Consider the following 16,605-nt stretch of genomic DNA (forward strand, 5'->3'; position numbering starts at 1 on the left):
TTGGAGCCTATTATGAAAGCGTTATTACTCGCCCTCGTTGGGCTGTCGCTGTCGGCCGGCGCGTTGGCTGCCGACGGTGACAATAATCAGGAAGAGAATGTTTATGCCAGCCAGCTGTGTCATCTGGTGAGCAGTGAAAAGAAGACCAGCGATTTGGATGGCTACACCGAGAAGCTGAAGTCGCAACTCGCGGCCAGCCAGTCTTCTTCGGCCATGCAGCAGCCTGAATTCAATGAAGAAATCGCCCAGGAAGTGATTAGCGCGTGGCTGGAGTTGGGCGAGGATGAGCGCGGAAAATTGCGTAAAGATCAGCAGCAGTGCGAACAAACAGTGATGACGCAATTCCAGCAACAGGATTAATACCCGTCATACTTCGAGCTGCAGGTGCGTTGGCTGCGTGTGTTCACCCCAGTCACTTACTTTTGTAAGCTCCTGGGGATTCACACCCTTGCCGCCTTCCTGCAGCTCGAATTATTTAGGGTATTCGAAAAAGCTCGCGCCTTTTTAGGCGCGTTTTTTTATGGCTTTTTTGTACGATTTACGTACATAATCGCCAACGTCGAAATCAGACACGCGTCACATAATGAGATTCAGCTGTTGAAGCTGGCATTTTTTGCATACTGGCACTGGGCAAGATGATTACACGTCGTCACTTTTTGTTGGCTACTGGAGCAACCGTTCTCTCGATGACCGCGGGCAAGCTGTTTGCCCGCGATGACGTCATTCCGTTGTGGCCCGACGATCCGCCGGGCGGCGGCGGTCCTTCCGGCTTGCTTAAAGTGAATTCGCACGGCTCCTGGACCAATATCGTTTCACCCGCGATTCAGCGTTTCCGCCCGGAAAATCCCAACGGCGAAGCGGTGATTGTGGCGGCGGGCGGCGGCTATCGTTTTATCGGCATGGGCCGCGAAGCCTGGCCGGTAGCGCGCTGGCTTAATGCCAACGGTTATACCGTGTATGTGCTCAGCTACCGTTTGCCGGGTGAGAAGTGGCAGGCGGGCAATCTGGCACCGCTGCAGGATGCGCAGCGCGCCATTCGTCTGGTGCGTTCGATGGAGCGCAAAGTGCATGTGCTGGGCTTTTCTGCCGGTGGCCATCTGCTCGGCATGGCGGCGGCGCGTCCGGATTTCGAATCCTACCCGGCGCAGGATCCGCTTGACCAGATCAGGCCGAAGGTGGATAGCGTTGGCCTGATTTATCCGGTGATCACCCTTGAAGCGCCGTATCAGCATACCAACACGCATCTGATGATGGTGGGAAAAAACGCCACGCCAAGCCAGGAAGCCAACTGGTCAGTGCAAAATTACGTCACACGTCACTATCCCCCGACGTTCCTCGCGCAGGCCGAGGACGATCGCACCTCCAATCCTCATAATACTGAACTGATGCGCGATACCTGCCGCCGCATGCGCGTACCGGTTGAGCTGATTGAGCTCAGCAGCGGCGGTCATGGTTTTGGTCTCGGCAAAGCGGGCACGCCTGCCGCGTTGTGGGATCAGGCGTATGTGCGTTGGTTGGATAATCAGAGCTGATTACGTCAAATTGAAATGCGCATCCGGCTGCAGTGGTTCCGGTAGCGGCATACCGCCATTCATCGCTTTCAAATTGCGTTCGATAGTGACGCACAGCGCATCGAGCGGCAGATGATTCGGTGCGGTGCCAAACGGATGTTCCAGCTCCTCCGCCAGCGCTTCCAGCGATAAAAAGGTGTAGGAGATAAACATCGACACCAGCGGCGTCATCAGGTGCAAATCCGCCACCAGCGCAAACGGCAGCAGCGTGCAGAACAGATAAACGGTGCGATGCAGAATCAGGCTGTAGGCGAACGGAATCGGTGTGCTGGCAATGCGATCGCAACCGCCCAGAATCGCTGATAGCTGATTCAGATTCTCATCAATGCTTTGCCAGACAATATCCGACACCAACCCTTCATCGCGGCGTAGCGCCAGCCATTCACTCAAACACACTAAAATCTGCGACGTCGGCATCGGATGATGCAACACCGCGCTGTGCCAGTTAGCCGGCAGCAAACGCTGTAAATCGGCCTGCACATCGGTTTTACGCAGGCGATGTTTCAGGCACCAGCAGAACGCCAGCAGCAAGCCGGTAAATTCCCGCACCTGTTCTTCGCTCACGCCACGCATGCTTTTGATCTGCCGCAGCAGCGAGCGCTGGGTGATATGCAGGCTGCCCCACAAGGTGCGGGCTTCAAGAAAGCGCGCATAGCTGGCGTTATTGCGAAAGCCGAGGAAGATGGCGATCGACACCCCAACCAGGCTAAAAGGCGCAGTGGTGAGGTGAATGCCGAAAGTGGAGTACCACGGATAGCCAAAGATGGCGATCAGCGACATCAGCAGGTTAAGTGACAGGCGAAACACGATGTTGCTGAGCACCGATCCATGCCAGTCAAACAGCCGGAGAAACCAGTGTTGGTGAGGACGTACGATCATTATGCGATGGTGTATTTTTTAGGTTTTGTGGCGACAGGTTACGCCGCCGGGCATCAAAGGATCAACGCCATTGCCAAAGGTTTTAAGACAAAAGCCGTGCTGCTCGCCTCACGCATGACGTGGCAGGCCGACTTTCAGCGCATCGATAAACAGCCGTAGCGCCATGGATTGATGCCGGTTGGGTGGGAACCACAGCGCAATCCCCGCCGATTGCACCCGCCAATCGGCCAGCAGCTCCACCAACTGGCCGCTGCGCATCTCCTTCTCGACATACAGCGACGGCACATAAGCAATGCCTAAACCGGCGAGAGCGGCCTGCGCCATCAGCGCGTTGCTGTCCAAAGTCAGCGTGCCTGCCACGTCAATCTCCTGCTTTTCTTCCGCCTGCGCATATTCCCACTGATAACGTTTTCCGCTCGGTAAGCGCTGGCGAATGCACTGTTGCTGTAGCAGATCGCGCGGATGATTAACCGCCGCGTTTCTCGCCAGATAAGCGGGCGCGGCGACGGTGACAAACGTCAGCGGGCCGCCAAGCGGAACGGCCACCATATCCTGCGGCACATCCTCAATCAGCCGAATGCCGGCATCAAAACCGGCGGCGGTGATATCCACCAACGCACCTTGCGCGGCAAAATCGAGCTGGATATCGGGATAGCGCGCGCTAAAGTCCGCCACCACGTGCTCCAGCAGCAAAGCGATCGCGGCATCGCTGGCGCTGATGCGCAGCGTGCCGTAATGCTGGTGGCGGCTGGCGGAGATGTCGTGCAGCACATCATCCATCTGGTTCAGCAGCGGCGACAGTCGATCCAGCAGTTGCTGCCCGGCATCGGTGAGCGACACGCTACGTGTGGTGCGTTGAAACAGCTGTACGCCCAGATTGTACTCCAGCGTTTTCACCAGATGGCTGAGTGACGAGCGCTTGAGGCCGAGCATTTCAGCGGCACGGCGAAAGCTGCGCTGCTCGCCCAGCGTTTTAATGGCCTGCAGTTCGTGCCAGGAAGGACGTCTCATTGGTGGCTTTTCCTCACCGGGTCATGCGCGATTAGGTGGATTATCTCCACCAGTAAAGCGATCTACCATCAGGTTTTCAATATGAGGAGCACAAGATGAAAACCTGGTTGATTACCGGCGCCAGCAGCGGGCTGGGCCGATTGATGAGTGAACGTTTACTGGCACGCGGCGATCGCGTAGTAGCGACGGTGCGGCGTGAACAGGTGATGGCCGATCTGCAGCAAACCTATGGCGAACGGCTGCAGGTTATTACGCTCGATCTGGCGCACACCGCCAGCATCGCGCCCACCATTAAACGCGCCTTTGCCGCCATCGATCGCATTGATGTGGTGGTGAGCAATGCCGCTTACGGCCTGTTCGGCGCAGCTGAAGAGTTGAGCGATGCGCAGATTGATCGGCAGATCGCCACCAATCTTACCGGCTCAATCCAGCTGATTCGCGCGGTGATCCCGTTCCTGCGCCAGCAAGGCGGCGGGCGCATCGCACAGGTTTCTTCGGAAGGCGGCCAGGTTGCTTATCCCAATTTCAGCCTGTATCACGCCACGAAATGGGGGATTGAGGGATTTGTCGAGGCGGTACGCCAGGAAGTCGCCAGTTTCGGTATCGATTTCCTGCTGGTCGAGCCGGGCCCCACCGCAACCCATTTTGGCGCCGGGCTGGACGTGGCAGATGCGCTAGAAGTTTATCGTGAAAACGCTGCAGGCCAGCTGCGCCAGGCAATTCTTTCAGGCGATTTCACCATTGCTGGCGATGCCGGGAAATGCGTTACGGCGATGATCGCCACGCTGGATCAGGCCAGCATGCCGCTGCGTTTAGCGCTTGGCAGTACGGCGTATCAGAACATCGAAGCGGCGCTGGAAGGGCGGTTGGCGGAGCTGCGCGGGCAACGGGATGTGGCATTCGGCGCGGATGTGTAATCGTATAATTTTAAAAATCACGCGAGTGCCATGCAGAACGCGTGGCACAAAAAAGCCGGGAAGACCGGCTTTTTGTTTAATCATCGGTAAGTTGTTCTGGCATGCACTCGTAAAGCTCAGCGAGCTTGGCGAGATTAAAATCACGCGGTTTTTCGCTTTTTTCCATCGCAGAGACAGACGCTTGCGTGATGCCAAGCGCTTCAGCAACCTGCTTTTGGGTCAGTTTACGATAGATGCGCCAAGCGGCGTGAAGAGTGACACCCTTATTAATGGCGATGTCTACGACGTCACCTGGAATCAAGGCGTCATCATTAATACCGGATTCGTAAGGGATTGATTCCCATAGTTCAGTGAAATCAGCATGTTGAGTCATTTTTTCGAACAGCTCGATGGGAACAATTGCCGCTTTGCGGTTGCCAGCACTGTCAGTGATGAATTCGATCATAGGATGTATGTTCCAGTATTCAGCGTTATCAGTTTTTTGAAAACGAGTTGAGAATCTGTGAATTAAGGCAGCAAATCTCTACCTTGATTATTTATATGTTCCGCTGGTACGTCTCATTACCTGCTGAATAGCGATGATTTTCGGTTCCTCGCCTTTGTTGTAGTCGAACAAAACACGATAATTTCCCCATCTAAGCCGATAGTCAGCCTGACCATTTTTCAAAGACTTAACATCCAGATTGGGCGGAACAAGCGGAAACTTTTTTAACTCATTCACTTGCTCATTCAGCTTCTTCCTTTCGTTAGCGTCTGCAATGGCTCGCATCTGCTTCAGAGCAGCTTTGCGCCAATGTAGCTCTGGCATTCCCTTACCTCACTTGTTACAAACACTCCTCACTGGATTTAGATATTATAGATATTCTTTTCTATATCTGCAATGTATATAGATTTTTACTGTGTTTTAGTTCTATATAATCACAAAGCAGAGGGTTTGGCGGCTATCCATCATCAACGCTTTTGAGCCATCTTCAGAATAGAATGGCGTGCACCGTCGCACGCAGCGCAATACCGAGCAGAATGCCAGGCACGGCAAAGCGGAACAGGCGCGGGAATCGGCTCGACAGGCCAAGGTAAATCCCGATGCCGGGCAGGTCAAAGGTCTGAATCAGTAATCCTGCCGAGGCGTTGATGTTGTGCGCACTGTATAATCCTTTCTCCACCAATCCCGCCACCACGCCGTAATAGGCGGTGCCGCCCGCCAGACATTTGGTCAGAGCCGGAAGAATATAGACTTCGGAAATATTCAGCTTATCCAGCAGCGGCGACACCAGACGCGTCAGCATTTCAATCCCGCCCGCTTCTTTCAACATGCCAACCACCGATAATGAAATAATCAGCATCGGCAGCGAACCCAGCGCCAGACGAATCGCATCGGATCCGGCGCTATTAATGATGCCAATCAGCCCCATTTTATTTTCACTGTTGGTAACGGCCTCATCTTCATTTAATAGCGCCGCATCGGAAAGTTTGCGGCCAAACAGGTGATAGGTTGCCGCCGCCGCTAATACACCGCCGCAGATCGAAATAATTAGCGCTGTGCTCCAGTGTAATCCCGCCGGAATCAGGGGATAAAAGGTGCTGGCCTGGCCCATCGCAAACAGCATCGCCAGCGTGGCCGCCATATGACGATCGGACGTACCGCGCTTTTCCATGATGGCCAGCGCCGCCAGCGGGGCCGCGAAGCTGACGAAATTAAGTTGAATCATGGCAAAAAATGCCAGCCCGGTAATACCGAAGGGTTTTAATAACGGTGTGGCATGACGTACAACAAAATCCAGTACGCCTTTGACCTCCAGATATTTCATGATGAATAACATCACCACCATAATCGGAATCAATGTGTAGAGCGCCACGTCTACCGAGGCTTTGCCTGCGGACATAATGATATCAATAATATTCATGCCCGATTCCGACCTTTGCTCACACCGTTCTCCCCGTAAAAATAAATAAGCTGGCAATGCCATGAAGTTTGCGGTGCGCATTAATGCGCACCCTGCAGCAAAGAAATAAATCTTATCCTGTGCGTGGATTATTGAGTAGTGAAGAAAAAGGAATGTAAATTGCAGCCATAAAAAAACCAGCCATGAATAAATGGCTGGTTTTTCAATTCCGGCGGAAAATATTAACGCATCGTCACAAACTCTTCCGCCGCTGTTGGGTGGATCGCTACGGTGTTATCGAAGTCTTGCTTGGTTGCGCCCATTTTCAGCGCCACCGCGAAGCCTTGCAGCATCTCATCCATACCGTTACCGATACCGTGAATGCCGACAATCTTCTCTTCCGGGCCAACGCACACCAGCTTCATACGGCACGGCTGGCGATGCTGGGTAACGGCGGTATACATCGCGGTGAAAGAAGATTTATACACTTTCACCTGATCGTCGCCGTACTGTTCGCGCGCCTGCGGTTCGGTCAGGCCCACGGTGCCAATCGGCGGATGGCTGAACACCACGGTCGGCACGTTGCTGTAATCCAGATGCTCGTCCGGTTTGTTGTTGAACAGGCGCTCGGAAAGACGACGACCTGCCGCCACGGCCACCGGCGTCAGTTCCACCGCGCCGGTGTTGTCACCTACCGCGTAGATGCCTTTCACGCTGGTGTTCTGGAACTTATCGACGTTGATGTAACCTTTGTCGTTCAGCGCCACGCCGGTTGCTGCCAGGTTGAGGTTGTCGGTCGCCGGCTCACGGCCAATCGCCCACACCAGGCAATCCACGGTTTGCTCGTGGCCGCTTTCCAGCTGCAGCGTCAGGCTGCCGTCGGCGTTTTTAATCACGGCTTTCGGAATCGATTCGGTGTGCAGCGTTGGGCCTTCGGCCTGCATCACTTCTACCAGCGTATCGACGATCAGCGGATCGAAGCTGCGCAGTGGCGCATGCTTACGCACGAAGAGATGCGTTTCCGCGCCCAGCGCATTGACCACGCCCGCCAGCTCCACCGCGATGTAACCCGCGCCCACGACCGCCACGCGTTTTGGCAGCGCATCGAGTTCGAAGAAACCGTCAGAATCGATACCGTATTCCGCGCCCGGCACGTTTGGATGGCTTGGACGCCCGCCGGTGGCGATCAGAATATGATCGGCAGTGAGTGTTTCACCGTTCACTTCCACGGTGTTGGCATCGATAAAGCGCGCGAAACCTTTGATCACCTCAACCTTGTTTTTACCCAGCACGTTGTCGTACGAGCTGTGAATGCGGTCGATGTAGGCGCTGCGGTTTTTCACCAGAATTGACCAGTCAAACCGGTTTACCGTGGTATCAAAGCCATAATCTGGCCCATAAAGATGAATAGCTTCAGCGATTTGTGCCGCATGCCACATGACCTTTTTCGGTACGCAGCCGACGTTGACACAGGTGCCGCCCAGCTCTTTGGCTTCAATCAGCGCGCACTTCTGGCCATGCATCGCAGCACGGTTAATCGAGGCGATACCGCCGCTGCCGCCGCCGATGGCGAGGTAGTCAAAATGTCTGGTCATCCGTTATGTCCGTCTGTTGGAAGAAAATTGGCATAGAGTTTAACGCTATGACGATTATTGACGCAAAGATTGCACCTATGATTGTAATAGCATTGATTTTTATGTCCGATTACAGGGAAGCATAGCATGCAACTAACATTCCTCGGCACCGGCGGCGGTGCGCCCAGCCTGCAACGTAACGTCACGGCGATAGCGCTGACGCTATCGAAACGTGGCGACACCTGGCTGTTTGACTGCGGCGAGGCGACGCAGCATCAATACATGCGCTCTGCGCTGAAGCCGGGCAAGCTGGAGAAAATCTTTATCACCCATCTGCACGGCGACCACATCTTTGGGCTGCCGGGCTTGCTCACCAGCCGCTCCATGGCCGGCATCCCCGAACCGATGACCATTTACGGGCCGAAAGGTATTCGCCAGTTTATCGAGACGGCGCTCAGTTTGAGTGGCTCGTACACTTCTTATCCGCTGGAGATTATCGAGATTGAAGCCGGTTTGGTGCTGGATGACGGCGAAGTGCGCGTGACGGCCTGGCCGATGAATCATGTGATTGAGTGTTATGGCTATCGCATTGAGCAGCACGATAAACCGGGCTTCCTTGATGCGCCGCGCCTGAAAGCCGAAGGCGTACCACGCGGGCCGTGGTATCAGGATTTGAAAGCGGGTAAGCGCATCCAACTGGAAGATGGTCGCGAGATCAACGGCGCGGATTATCTTGGCCCGGCAACCAAAGGCAAAGTGCTGGCGATATTTGGCGATACCGCGCCCACCGACGTGGCGCTCCAGCTGGCGGCGAATGCCGATGTGATGGTGCATGAAACCACGCTGGAGGCGGCGCTGCAGGAGAAAGCCAATGGACGCGGCCACTCAACCACCATTCAGGCTGCGGAGGTGGCGAAACAGTCGGGGGCGAAGCGCATGATCGCCACGCATTTCAGCTCGCGCTATTTGTCTAAGGATCGGGAAAAACTGTTGGCAGAGTGCCAGTCGGTGTTTGCGGCGACCGAACTGGCACATGATTTCGCGGTGTTCGAGGTTTAGTGCTGTAGCGCCGGATAGGTGAAGAACAGCAGATGCGTCATGTTGAACAGGAAATGGATGCCGGTGGCGACCCACAGGCGTCCGCTCCACTGCCACGCCAGGCCGTAAATCAATCCGGCGAGCGCGGCGAAGATCATCAGCAGCGGTCCGCCGGGGAAGTGCGCCAGACCAAACAGCAGCGACGTCAGCAACAGGGCCGCCACGGCACCAATGTGCTGGCGCAGACGCTGTTGCAGATAGCCACGAAAGAACGCTTCTTCTGCCAGTGACACGAAGAACAGGTTCGCCAGCATAAAACTGCCCAACCATTCCGGCCAGTGGGGTTCAACGGCCAGGCCACCCAACTGCACCGCGACATACAGCAGCAGCGGAATAGCCGCCAGCAGCGCCAGCCACAAAATTTTAAGTCGCGGCGGCGCGGATTGGGTGCGGAACAGCTGCGGCAAGCAGATGAGCAGCACAAACGGAATCAGCGCTTTATCGAAGTTGTACGAGAAACTAAAGGGCAGGCTGAGCGGCCCGGCCTGCACATCTTCCACCTGGCGCGGATTTTTGAAGCCCGGGAAAAAGTGTACAAACAGGCCGATGGCAATGGCAACCAGCGCGACTTCACTCACCCACTGAATCCAGCGCGCGTTATTTTCCACGCGAATCCAGGCGATGACGGCAATGGCGCCGAGCAGCACCATCGCCGGCCAATCCAGCACATCCTGGAACAGCCCAAGAATGGTGGCGAGCGTGAGCAGCAGTACCGAAAAACGTTTGGCGGGCGACAGCACAGCAAGCGCGCCAGCCAGAATGATCCACATGATAATAGTCCTAATAGGCTGGCGACGCGGTAAGGCGAACTTACTCTGGCACGATCTGCGTGACGCTGAAGTGACCGGTTCCGGCCGGCACCAGCTTCTGATGCAGCCACGGCAGCAGCTCTTCCATCTGTGCTTTCAGCTTCCACGGCGGGTTAATCACGATCATGCCGGAAGCCGTCATGCCGCGCTGATCGCTGTCTGGACGCACCGCCAGTTCAATCTGCAGAATGTTGCGGATATTGGTGGCCTGCAGATCTTTAACCATGTGTTTGATCTGCTGACGCATCACCACCGGATACCACAGCGCAAACACGCCGGTGGCGAAACGCTTGTGACCTTCCTGAATGCCTTTCACCACATCCTGATAATCGCTTTTCAACTCATATGGCGGATCGATCAGAATCAGGCCGCGACGGCTCAGCGGCGGCAGCTTGGCTTTCAGCTGTTGGTAGCCATCACCACGCGCCACGCGCGCACGGGAATCTTTGCTGAACTCGGTGCGCAGCAGCGGGTAATCGCTGGAGTGCAGCTCGGTCAGCTCCATTTTGTCTTCTTCACGCAGCAGGAAGCGGGCAATCAACGGCGAACCAGGATAGTACTTTAAGGTGCCGTGCGGATTGAGATTACGCACCGCCGAAAGATACGGCTTGAGCAACTCCGGCACATCCGGCTGCTGCCAGATGCGGCCAATGCCTTCCAGATATTCACCGGTACGCTCGGCGTGCTCTCCGCTCAGCAGGTAACGTCCGGCACCGGCGTGGGTATCCAGATAGAGGAAAGGTTTTTCCTTCTCCATCAGAGCGGTGAGGATCAGGCTTTCAACGGTGTGTTTCAGCACGTCGGCATGGTTGCCGGCATGAAAACTGTGGCGATAACTCAGCATAAAAAAAGGGGGTCCGCGGTTGCATCAAAGGGAGTGAAAACATCGTGTGTGGCGCGATTATAGCCGCGCTGCATAAAAATTGCTGACGTTTTGGCTGCCGCTTAAGTTTTGCGCCCATGCGCCGCTATAGCCCGGTGCGATCAGACTTCTTGCCGGTAAATTTGCTACGGAATGACGTGATACTCGAAATTTCATTACGGATTAAGTAAGTTAGTTTCCGATAACGAAGCGGTCATGAGCGAAATGCCAGGTGGTTCTGGCAGGAAACTTTCCGGTGAAGACCGTATAATTTTTTGCTTAAAGCATCTCAAACAACTCCTGGTGACAATAATGAAAAAAATGACTGGTGTCGCGGTGGCAAGCCTGATGGTACTGACTGGCTGCGCGAAACAACAACCCGTTCATAGTTTAGTAACGCCGCCGACTGCGGACGAACAATCCGCCGCGCAAACCGCGCCAGAGCAGCAAGGTACGCCATTTGTGGCTTCAGCGCTGGCGCAACCCGCGACGGCTTCACTCAGTGACGACCGTTCCAGCAACATTCAGCAGTGCCGTAAAGAGCTCGACGCGATGCGTCTGTACAGCCAGGCGTCATTTGACAGCTATCAGGCCGAATTCCAGAAAATCGGTGCCCAGACCAATAAATATCTGCAAATTAAAGATTCCATTGGCGCGGATATTAACGACTTAGTGATGCCGCGTTATCAATTCCAGATTCGTGAATTGTGCTTCCGTATTAAGACACGTCTGTCACAGCTGATTATTCGTCAGGCCGGTTAAACCATAACGATTTAACTGCATTCGCTAAGTAGCAGCGCGAAATTTCGTGCTGAGGATGGGCTTCATCTCTATTTTATTAATAGAGATGAAGCCTTTTGTGTTCTTAAGGCTGTTACAGGAGATTGTGATGACACAGCGTCATCTGCCGTTTGTCTTTATTATCATCGCATTGTTCTTCCCTGCTCTGGCCTGCGCGGCCGCTGAAGATGATGTATTGCAAGCGTTTGGCGATGCAGCCCGCACGTTGCCTCCTGTTCCAGTGCAAAAGCCAAAACCTCAGCTAAAACCGGTAGCGCCAAAATTAGCTGAGAAACCTGCCGTAAAATCGAAAACGCCGGAGCAGCTTCACCAGCTCCGTGCGCAAATAAGCGAGCTTGAAAAACAGAAAGCCGCACTGCAACTAAAGAATGAACAGCATGAAAAAGCGCTGAAAGAACAGCAGGCGAACAGCGATAACAAACGGGCGGCGCTGGATGAAGAAAAACAGCAGCAAACACTAAATATCATCCGGCTAACTCAAGAGCTCAAAGCCGCACAGCAGCAAACGACGGATGCAACCGCGCTACGTAAGCAACTTACCGCAGCGCAGGCTGCTGCTAAGCGCGATCAGGATGCGCTAAAAACTCAGCTGGCCGAAAGTGAAAAAATGTCGCAGGCACTACAAAAACAACAATCTGAGAGTGAGAAAAAGCTCGCGTCACTGAATGAAGTAAAAGTGATGCAGCAGCAAAACATAGTGAAACTCACCGCTGAACTGGAGGCTGCGAAAAAGCAGCCAGCAGCAGTGGTTGCAGCCGCAGAACCCAAAACCGATGCTGAGCGCGATGGCTATATGCTGGGGCAATCGATCGCCAGCAATGCGGTCGTTCAACTACAGATGGTAAAAGATACCGGTCTCACCATCAGCATTGATCAGTTGATCGCGGGATTCAGCACGCAGTTACAAACTGGCACTTCGCTAATGAACAGTGAAGAGATGTCACGGCGATATGCTGCGATGCAGGAGACGATCAATAAAAAGATGGGATCGCTGATTGAGAAGGGCTATGACCAGCTCAACAAACATTTAGAACAGCGCAAAGCGTTAGTGACGCAAAATGGTGTGCGTTGGTTTGCCGTAAAAACAGCCAAAGCTAAGCTTATTCCTGACCAGCAAGTGGAAGTCAGCGTGAAAGTTAGTACCTTAGGCGGCAAAGTGATTAACGATTTTGCTGATGACAAAGTGCCGTTTGATAACAATCTGCCTCCCATGTTGTATGAAGGGATGTCGTTAACGGGAGCCGGCGGCGCAGTAGAAGGCTGGGCACTGGCAAAAGATATTATCGAACGCGAACCGCTGCCGCCGTGGGTAGCGCCCTACGATGTGATTCACTATCAACTCGCGATTAAATAACCTCCAGCCCGCCTTCTGGCGGGCTTTTCTTCATAAGTCCAGGCTCAGTGGCATTGATTTTCCTGTCATCAAGCCGCATGTTAGTAAAATGCGTCGCGCGAGCATTCGCGCCACTACTTCATCATGAAAGGACTGCGCTTATGACCAATCCGTTACTCACGCCTTTTTCGCTGCCCCCGTTTTCTGCTATCAAACCTGAACATGTGGTTCCTGCGGTTACCGAAGCGCTGAACGACTGTCGCGCAGCGGTGGAGCGCGTTGTGGCGCAAGGCGCGCCTTACACCTGGGAAAATCTGGTGCAGCCGCTGGCTGAAGTTGACGATCGCTTAGGTCGCCTGTTCTCGCCGGTCAGCCATCTGAACTCGGTGAAAAACAGCCCGGAACTGCGCGAAGCTTACGAGCAAACGCTGCCGCTACTGTCCGAATACAGCACCTGGGTCGGCCAGAATGAAGGTTTGTATCAGGCCTATCGCAACCTGAAAGAGGGCGATAGCTACGCGGCGCTGGATACAGCGCAGAAGAAAGCGGTGGATAACAGCCTGCGTGATTTCGAGCTGTCCGGTATTGGCCTCGATAAAGAGAAGCAAAAGCGCTACGGCGAAATCGCGGCACGTCTTTCTGAACTGGGTTCGACCTACAGCAACAACGTGCTCGACGCCACCATGGGCTGGAGCAAGCTGGTGACCGATGAAGCGGAGCTGGCGGGTATGCCGGAAAGCGCGCTGGCCGCCGCCAAAGCGCAGGCCGAAGCCAAAGAGCAACAAGGCTGGCTGCTGACGCTGGATATCCCAAGCTATCTGCCGGTGATGACTTACTGCGACAACGCTGCGCTGCGTGAAGAGCTGTACCGCGCGTATTCAACGCGTGCTTCCGAACAGGGCCCGAATGCCGGCAAATGGGACAACGGTCCGGTGATGGCGGAAGAGCTGGCGCTGCGTCATGAACTGGCTCAGCTGCTGGGCTTCGACTCTTACGCCGACAAATCGCTGGCAACCAAAATGGCGGAAAATCCGGCGCAGGTCATCGACTTCCTGACCGATCTGGCGAAACGTGCCCGTCCGCAGGGTGAAAAAGAGCTGGCTCAGCTGCGCGCCTTCGCAAAGAAAGAGTACGGCGTCGACGAGATGAATCCGTGGGATCTGACGTATTACGGCGAGAAACAGAAACAGCATCTCTACACCATCAGCGACGAGCAGCTGCGTCCGTACTTCCCGGAAGCGCGCGCGGTAAGTGGCCTGTTCGAGGTGGTTAAACGCATTTACGGCATCACCGCTAAAGAGCGTAAAGACGTCGATGTTTACCATCCAGACGTGCGCTTCTTCGACCTGTTCGACGAAAGCGGTGAACTGCGCGGCAGCTTCTACCTCGATCTCTACGCACGTGAAAACAAGCGTGGCGGTGCGTGGATGGACGATTGCGTCGGCCAGATGCGTAAAGCCGACGGCAGCCTGCAGAAGCCGGTGGCCTATCTCACCTGCAACTTTAACCGTCCGCTGCAGGGCAAACCGGCGCTGTTCACGCACGATGAAGTGATCACGCTGTTCCATGAATTCGGTCACGGTCTGCATCACATGCTGACGCGCATCGAAACGCCGGGCGTGTCTGGCATCAGCGGTGTGCCGTGGGATGCCGTCGAGCTCCCGAGCCAGTTTATGGAAAACTGGTGCTGGGAGCCGGAAGCGCTGGCGTTTATCTCCGGCCACTACGAAACCGGTGAACCGCTGCCGAAGGAACTGCTGGATAAAATGCTGGCGGCGAAAAATTATCAGGCGGCGCTATTTATTCTGCGTCAGCTGGAGTTCGGCCTGTTCGATTTCCGTCTGCATACCGAGTTCGATCCCGCGCAAGGTGCGCGCATCCTCGAAACCCTGCGTGAAGTGAAGAAGCAGGTTGCCGTGGTGCCAAGCCCGGAATGGGGCCGTTTCCCGCACGCCTTCAGCCACGTCTTTGCTGGCGGATATGCGGCCGGTTATTACAGCTATCTGTGGGCCGACGTGCTGGCTGCCGATGCCTATTCGCGCTTCGAAGAAGAGGGCATTTTCAACCGTCAGACTGGTCAGTCGTTCCTCGACAACATCCTGACGCGTGGCGGTTCCGAAGAGCCAATGGAGCTGTTCAAACGCTTCCGTGGTCGTGAACCGCAGCTCGATGCGATGCTGGAACACTACGGAATTCAGGGATAAACCGGCTTGTGAAAATTGGTTTAATCGATGAAACGGGCGCCGGAGACGGCGCCTTATTACATTTAGCCGAGCGCTGGGGTTTGCAGCAGGACGAACAGGCGACGATGGCGCTGGTGTTAACCGCTGAGCATCTTGAGTTGCGTAAACTGGATGAGCCGAAACTCGGCGGCATCTTTGTGGATTTCGTCTCGGGCGCGATGGCGCATCGGCGTAAGTTTGGCGGCGGTCGCGGCGAAGCGGTGGCAAAAGCGGTCGGCATCAAAAGCGGTTATCTGCCAGACGTGGTTGATGCAACGGCCGGTTTGGGGCGCGATGCGTTTGTGCTGGCGGCGCTGGGCTGTCGCGTGCGCATGCTGGAGCGCCATCCGGTGGTGGCGGCCTTGCTGGACGATGGTTTGCGTCGCGGTTATCAGGATGCGGAGATTGGCGGCTGGCTGCGCGATCGGCTGACGTTGCTGCACGCTGTTAGCCAGCAAGCGCTGAGCGATATCACGCCCGCGCCGGATGTGGTCTATCTCGATCCGATGTATCCGCATCGCCAGAAAAGCGCGATGGTGAAGAAAGAGATGCGGGTGTTTCAGTCGTTGGTCGGTGCGGATGATGATGCTGATGCGATGCTGGAACCGGCGCGCCGTCTGGCGAAGAAGCGCATTGTGGTGAAGCGTCCGGATTACGCGCCGCCGTTAGCGGGCGTGGTGACGCAGGATGCGGTGGTGACCAAAAGCCATCGTTTTGATATTTATCCGCCGCAGGGGTAATAACGCAAACAATGCGCAATACATTGCGCCGCTACAAAAAATCAGGCCGGTAACCCGGCCTGATTTTTATTCTTCGTCTTCGTCGCGTAACGGCACAATCAACATGTCGATATGCACGGTGTTAATCAACTGGCGCGCCGATGACATCAGCTTGCTCCAGAAGTCCTGATGGTGACCACACACTACCAAATCCACATCATATTTCTTAATCGCATCCACCAGCACCTGGCCAAGATCGCCGCTGCCGCTCAGGGTTTCACTGATCGGATAACCGGCGTTAATCGACAGCTCTTTCAGCGCGGTGTGCGTCTCTTCAGAAATACGCTTCTGCATGTCGCCCAGATTGACATCAATCAGCCCGGTGTAGAGGTCTGAATAGTTCACATCAACGTGGATCAGCGAGATTTTTGCATCATAAGGACGGGCCAGCGAAACGGCTTTATCAACCAGCAACTGGCTTTCCGGGGAAAGGTCTACTGCAATCAGGATGTGTTTATAAGCCATGATAAAACTCCTTTCTCAAGATTCGGGGCAATCTTCCTGCTTTCACGGTCGGCGATTCCTTTGCGCGAGACGGCGATGAAGCGCCACCAACCAACTATTTCAGCCTTGCAGGCGGTTTTTGTTATGTCCTGAGTATAGCCAGAGTTGTTAACAAATGCTGCAAGCGCAAGTTCGCTTGTGAGGAAGATCAAGCGTTATCGGCTTTTTCACTCGCCCTGAACGAAAATCATCGCTGGAAAAAAATTCAACAGATCTCCTACACTGAAAATAAGTGCCACTGCCATATGCGTTGCGCACTCAGGTTCGCATAACAACAATGCAATCGACATCATTCAATGGCTGGTTTATTTCCCGTGCGGCGTCTACAGCAATTCCCCGCTGCGTTCGACGTCGTTGCGGCT

General features: G+C 54.7%; 17 protein-coding genes. 8 read left to right on the top strand and 9 right to left on the bottom strand.

The annotated features are described in order from the left end of the window. Positions 1 to 12 precede the first annotated feature (12 nt). Positions 13 to 360 carry a hypothetical protein gene (locus MWH02_RS18005; RefSeq protein ID WP_101762791.1) on the top strand — a complete coding sequence of 116 codons (348 nt, stop codon included), beginning with the start codon at positions 13 to 15 and terminating at the stop codon, positions 358 to 360. 275 nt (positions 361 to 635) lie between these two features. Continuing rightward, positions 636 to 1,532, top strand: a complete 897-nt coding sequence (locus tag MWH02_RS18010) for an alpha/beta hydrolase (protein WP_271461168.1) — start codon at positions 636 to 638, stop codon at positions 1,530 to 1,532. Here the strand turns inward: MWH02_RS18010 and MWH02_RS18015 are convergent, their stop codons facing one another. Further along, positions 1,533 to 2,450, bottom strand: coding sequence for a bestrophin family protein (locus MWH02_RS18015; protein ID WP_271461169.1), 918 nt, complete (start codon positions 2,448 to 2,450; stop codon positions 1,533 to 1,535). 108 nt (positions 2,451 to 2,558) lie between these two features. Next, positions 2,559 to 3,461 carry a LysR family transcriptional regulator gene (locus MWH02_RS18020; protein ID WP_271461170.1) on the bottom strand — a complete coding sequence of 301 codons (903 nt, stop codon included), beginning with the start codon at positions 3,459 to 3,461 and terminating at the stop codon, positions 2,559 to 2,561. A 95-nt stretch (positions 3,462 to 3,556) separates the two neighbouring features. On the opposite strand from MWH02_RS18020, the gene MWH02_RS18025 reads away from it, so the two are divergent. After that, complete coding sequence (locus MWH02_RS18025; RefSeq protein ID WP_217549863.1) at positions 3,557 to 4,378, top strand: SDR family oxidoreductase; 822 nt, start codon at positions 3,557 to 3,559, stop codon at positions 4,376 to 4,378. 76 nt (positions 4,379 to 4,454) lie between these two features. Here MWH02_RS18025 and MWH02_RS18030 read toward each other — a convergent pair whose 3' ends face one another. The 4 genes from MWH02_RS18030 to gorA form a co-directional block, all read right to left on the bottom strand. Beyond that, entirely contained in the window at positions 4,455 to 4,823 is a 369-nt protein-coding gene (locus MWH02_RS18030; protein WP_110867668.1) for a helix-turn-helix domain-containing protein, read from the bottom strand. A gap of 87 nt (positions 4,824 to 4,910) precedes the next feature. Beyond that, positions 4,911 to 5,186, bottom strand: coding sequence for a type II toxin-antitoxin system RelE family toxin (locus MWH02_RS18035; protein WP_101762732.1), 276 nt, complete (start codon positions 5,184 to 5,186; stop codon positions 4,911 to 4,913). A gap of 163 nt (positions 5,187 to 5,349) precedes the next feature. Next, on the bottom strand, positions 5,350 to 6,282 hold the full coding sequence (locus MWH02_RS18040) for a nucleoside recognition domain-containing protein (RefSeq protein WP_101762731.1): 933 nt from the start codon (positions 6,280 to 6,282) through the stop codon (positions 5,350 to 5,352). Positions 6,283 to 6,503: 221 nt separating this feature from the next. Next, the gene (gene gorA, locus MWH02_RS18045) at positions 6,504 to 7,856 is read right to left on the bottom strand and encodes a glutathione-disulfide reductase (RefSeq protein WP_101762730.1); all 1,353 of its coding nucleotides are present in this window, start codon (positions 7,854 to 7,856) and stop codon (positions 6,504 to 6,506) included. Positions 7,857 to 7,982: 126 nt separating this feature from the next. Between gorA and rnz the strand changes: the two genes are divergently transcribed. Beyond that, the gene (rnz, locus tag MWH02_RS18050) at positions 7,983 to 8,894 is read left to right on the top strand and encodes a ribonuclease Z (RefSeq protein ID WP_110867666.1); all 912 of its coding nucleotides are present in this window, start codon (positions 7,983 to 7,985) and stop codon (positions 8,892 to 8,894) included. On the opposite strand, the gene MWH02_RS18055 is transcribed toward rnz, so the two are convergent. After that, complete coding sequence (locus MWH02_RS18055) at positions 8,891 to 9,703, bottom strand: CPBP family intramembrane glutamic endopeptidase (RefSeq protein WP_271461171.1); 813 nt, start codon at positions 9,701 to 9,703, stop codon at positions 8,891 to 8,893. The genes rnz and MWH02_RS18055 overlap by 4 nt on opposite strands. 40 nt (positions 9,704 to 9,743) lie before the next feature. Continuing rightward, positions 9,744 to 10,586, bottom strand: a complete 843-nt coding sequence (locus MWH02_RS18060; protein ID WP_101762727.1) for a 23S rRNA (adenine(2030)-N(6))-methyltransferase RlmJ — start codon at positions 10,584 to 10,586, stop codon at positions 9,744 to 9,746. A 330-nt stretch (positions 10,587 to 10,916) separates the two neighbouring features. Here MWH02_RS18060 and MWH02_RS18065 point away from each other — a divergent pair, with 330 nt between their 5' ends. From MWH02_RS18065 to rsmJ, 4 genes are all read left to right on the top strand, one after another. Then, positions 10,917 to 11,366 carry a YuaE family lipoprotein gene (locus MWH02_RS18065; protein WP_271461172.1) on the top strand — a complete coding sequence of 150 codons (450 nt, stop codon included), beginning with the start codon at positions 10,917 to 10,919 and terminating at the stop codon, positions 11,364 to 11,366. A gap of 55 nt (positions 11,367 to 11,421) precedes the next feature. After that, positions 11,422 to 12,759: a hypothetical protein gene (locus tag MWH02_RS18070; RefSeq protein ID WP_271461173.1), complete on the top strand. Its 1,338-nt coding sequence runs from the start codon at positions 11,422 to 11,424 to the stop codon at positions 12,757 to 12,759. A 140-nt stretch (positions 12,760 to 12,899) separates the two neighbouring features. After that, positions 12,900 to 14,942, top strand: coding sequence for an oligopeptidase A (gene prlC, locus MWH02_RS18075; RefSeq protein ID WP_271461174.1), 2,043 nt, complete (start codon positions 12,900 to 12,902; stop codon positions 14,940 to 14,942). 8 nt (positions 14,943 to 14,950) lie between these two features. Further along, the gene (rsmJ, locus tag MWH02_RS18080) at positions 14,951 to 15,700 is read left to right on the top strand and encodes a 16S rRNA (guanine(1516)-N(2))-methyltransferase RsmJ (protein WP_271461175.1); all 750 of its coding nucleotides are present in this window, start codon (positions 14,951 to 14,953) and stop codon (positions 15,698 to 15,700) included. A 66-nt stretch (positions 15,701 to 15,766) separates the two neighbouring features. Here rsmJ and uspA read toward each other — a convergent pair whose 3' ends face one another. Then, the gene (gene uspA / locus MWH02_RS18085) at positions 15,767 to 16,204 is read right to left on the bottom strand and encodes a universal stress protein UspA (RefSeq protein ID WP_007889892.1); all 438 of its coding nucleotides are present in this window, start codon (positions 16,202 to 16,204) and stop codon (positions 15,767 to 15,769) included. Between the last annotated feature and the right edge of the window lie 401 nt (positions 16,205 to 16,605).

This window comes from Pantoea leporis (assembly GCF_028048155.1).
Taxonomy (GTDB): domain Bacteria; phylum Pseudomonadota; class Gammaproteobacteria; order Enterobacterales; family Enterobacteriaceae; genus Pantoea; species Pantoea leporis.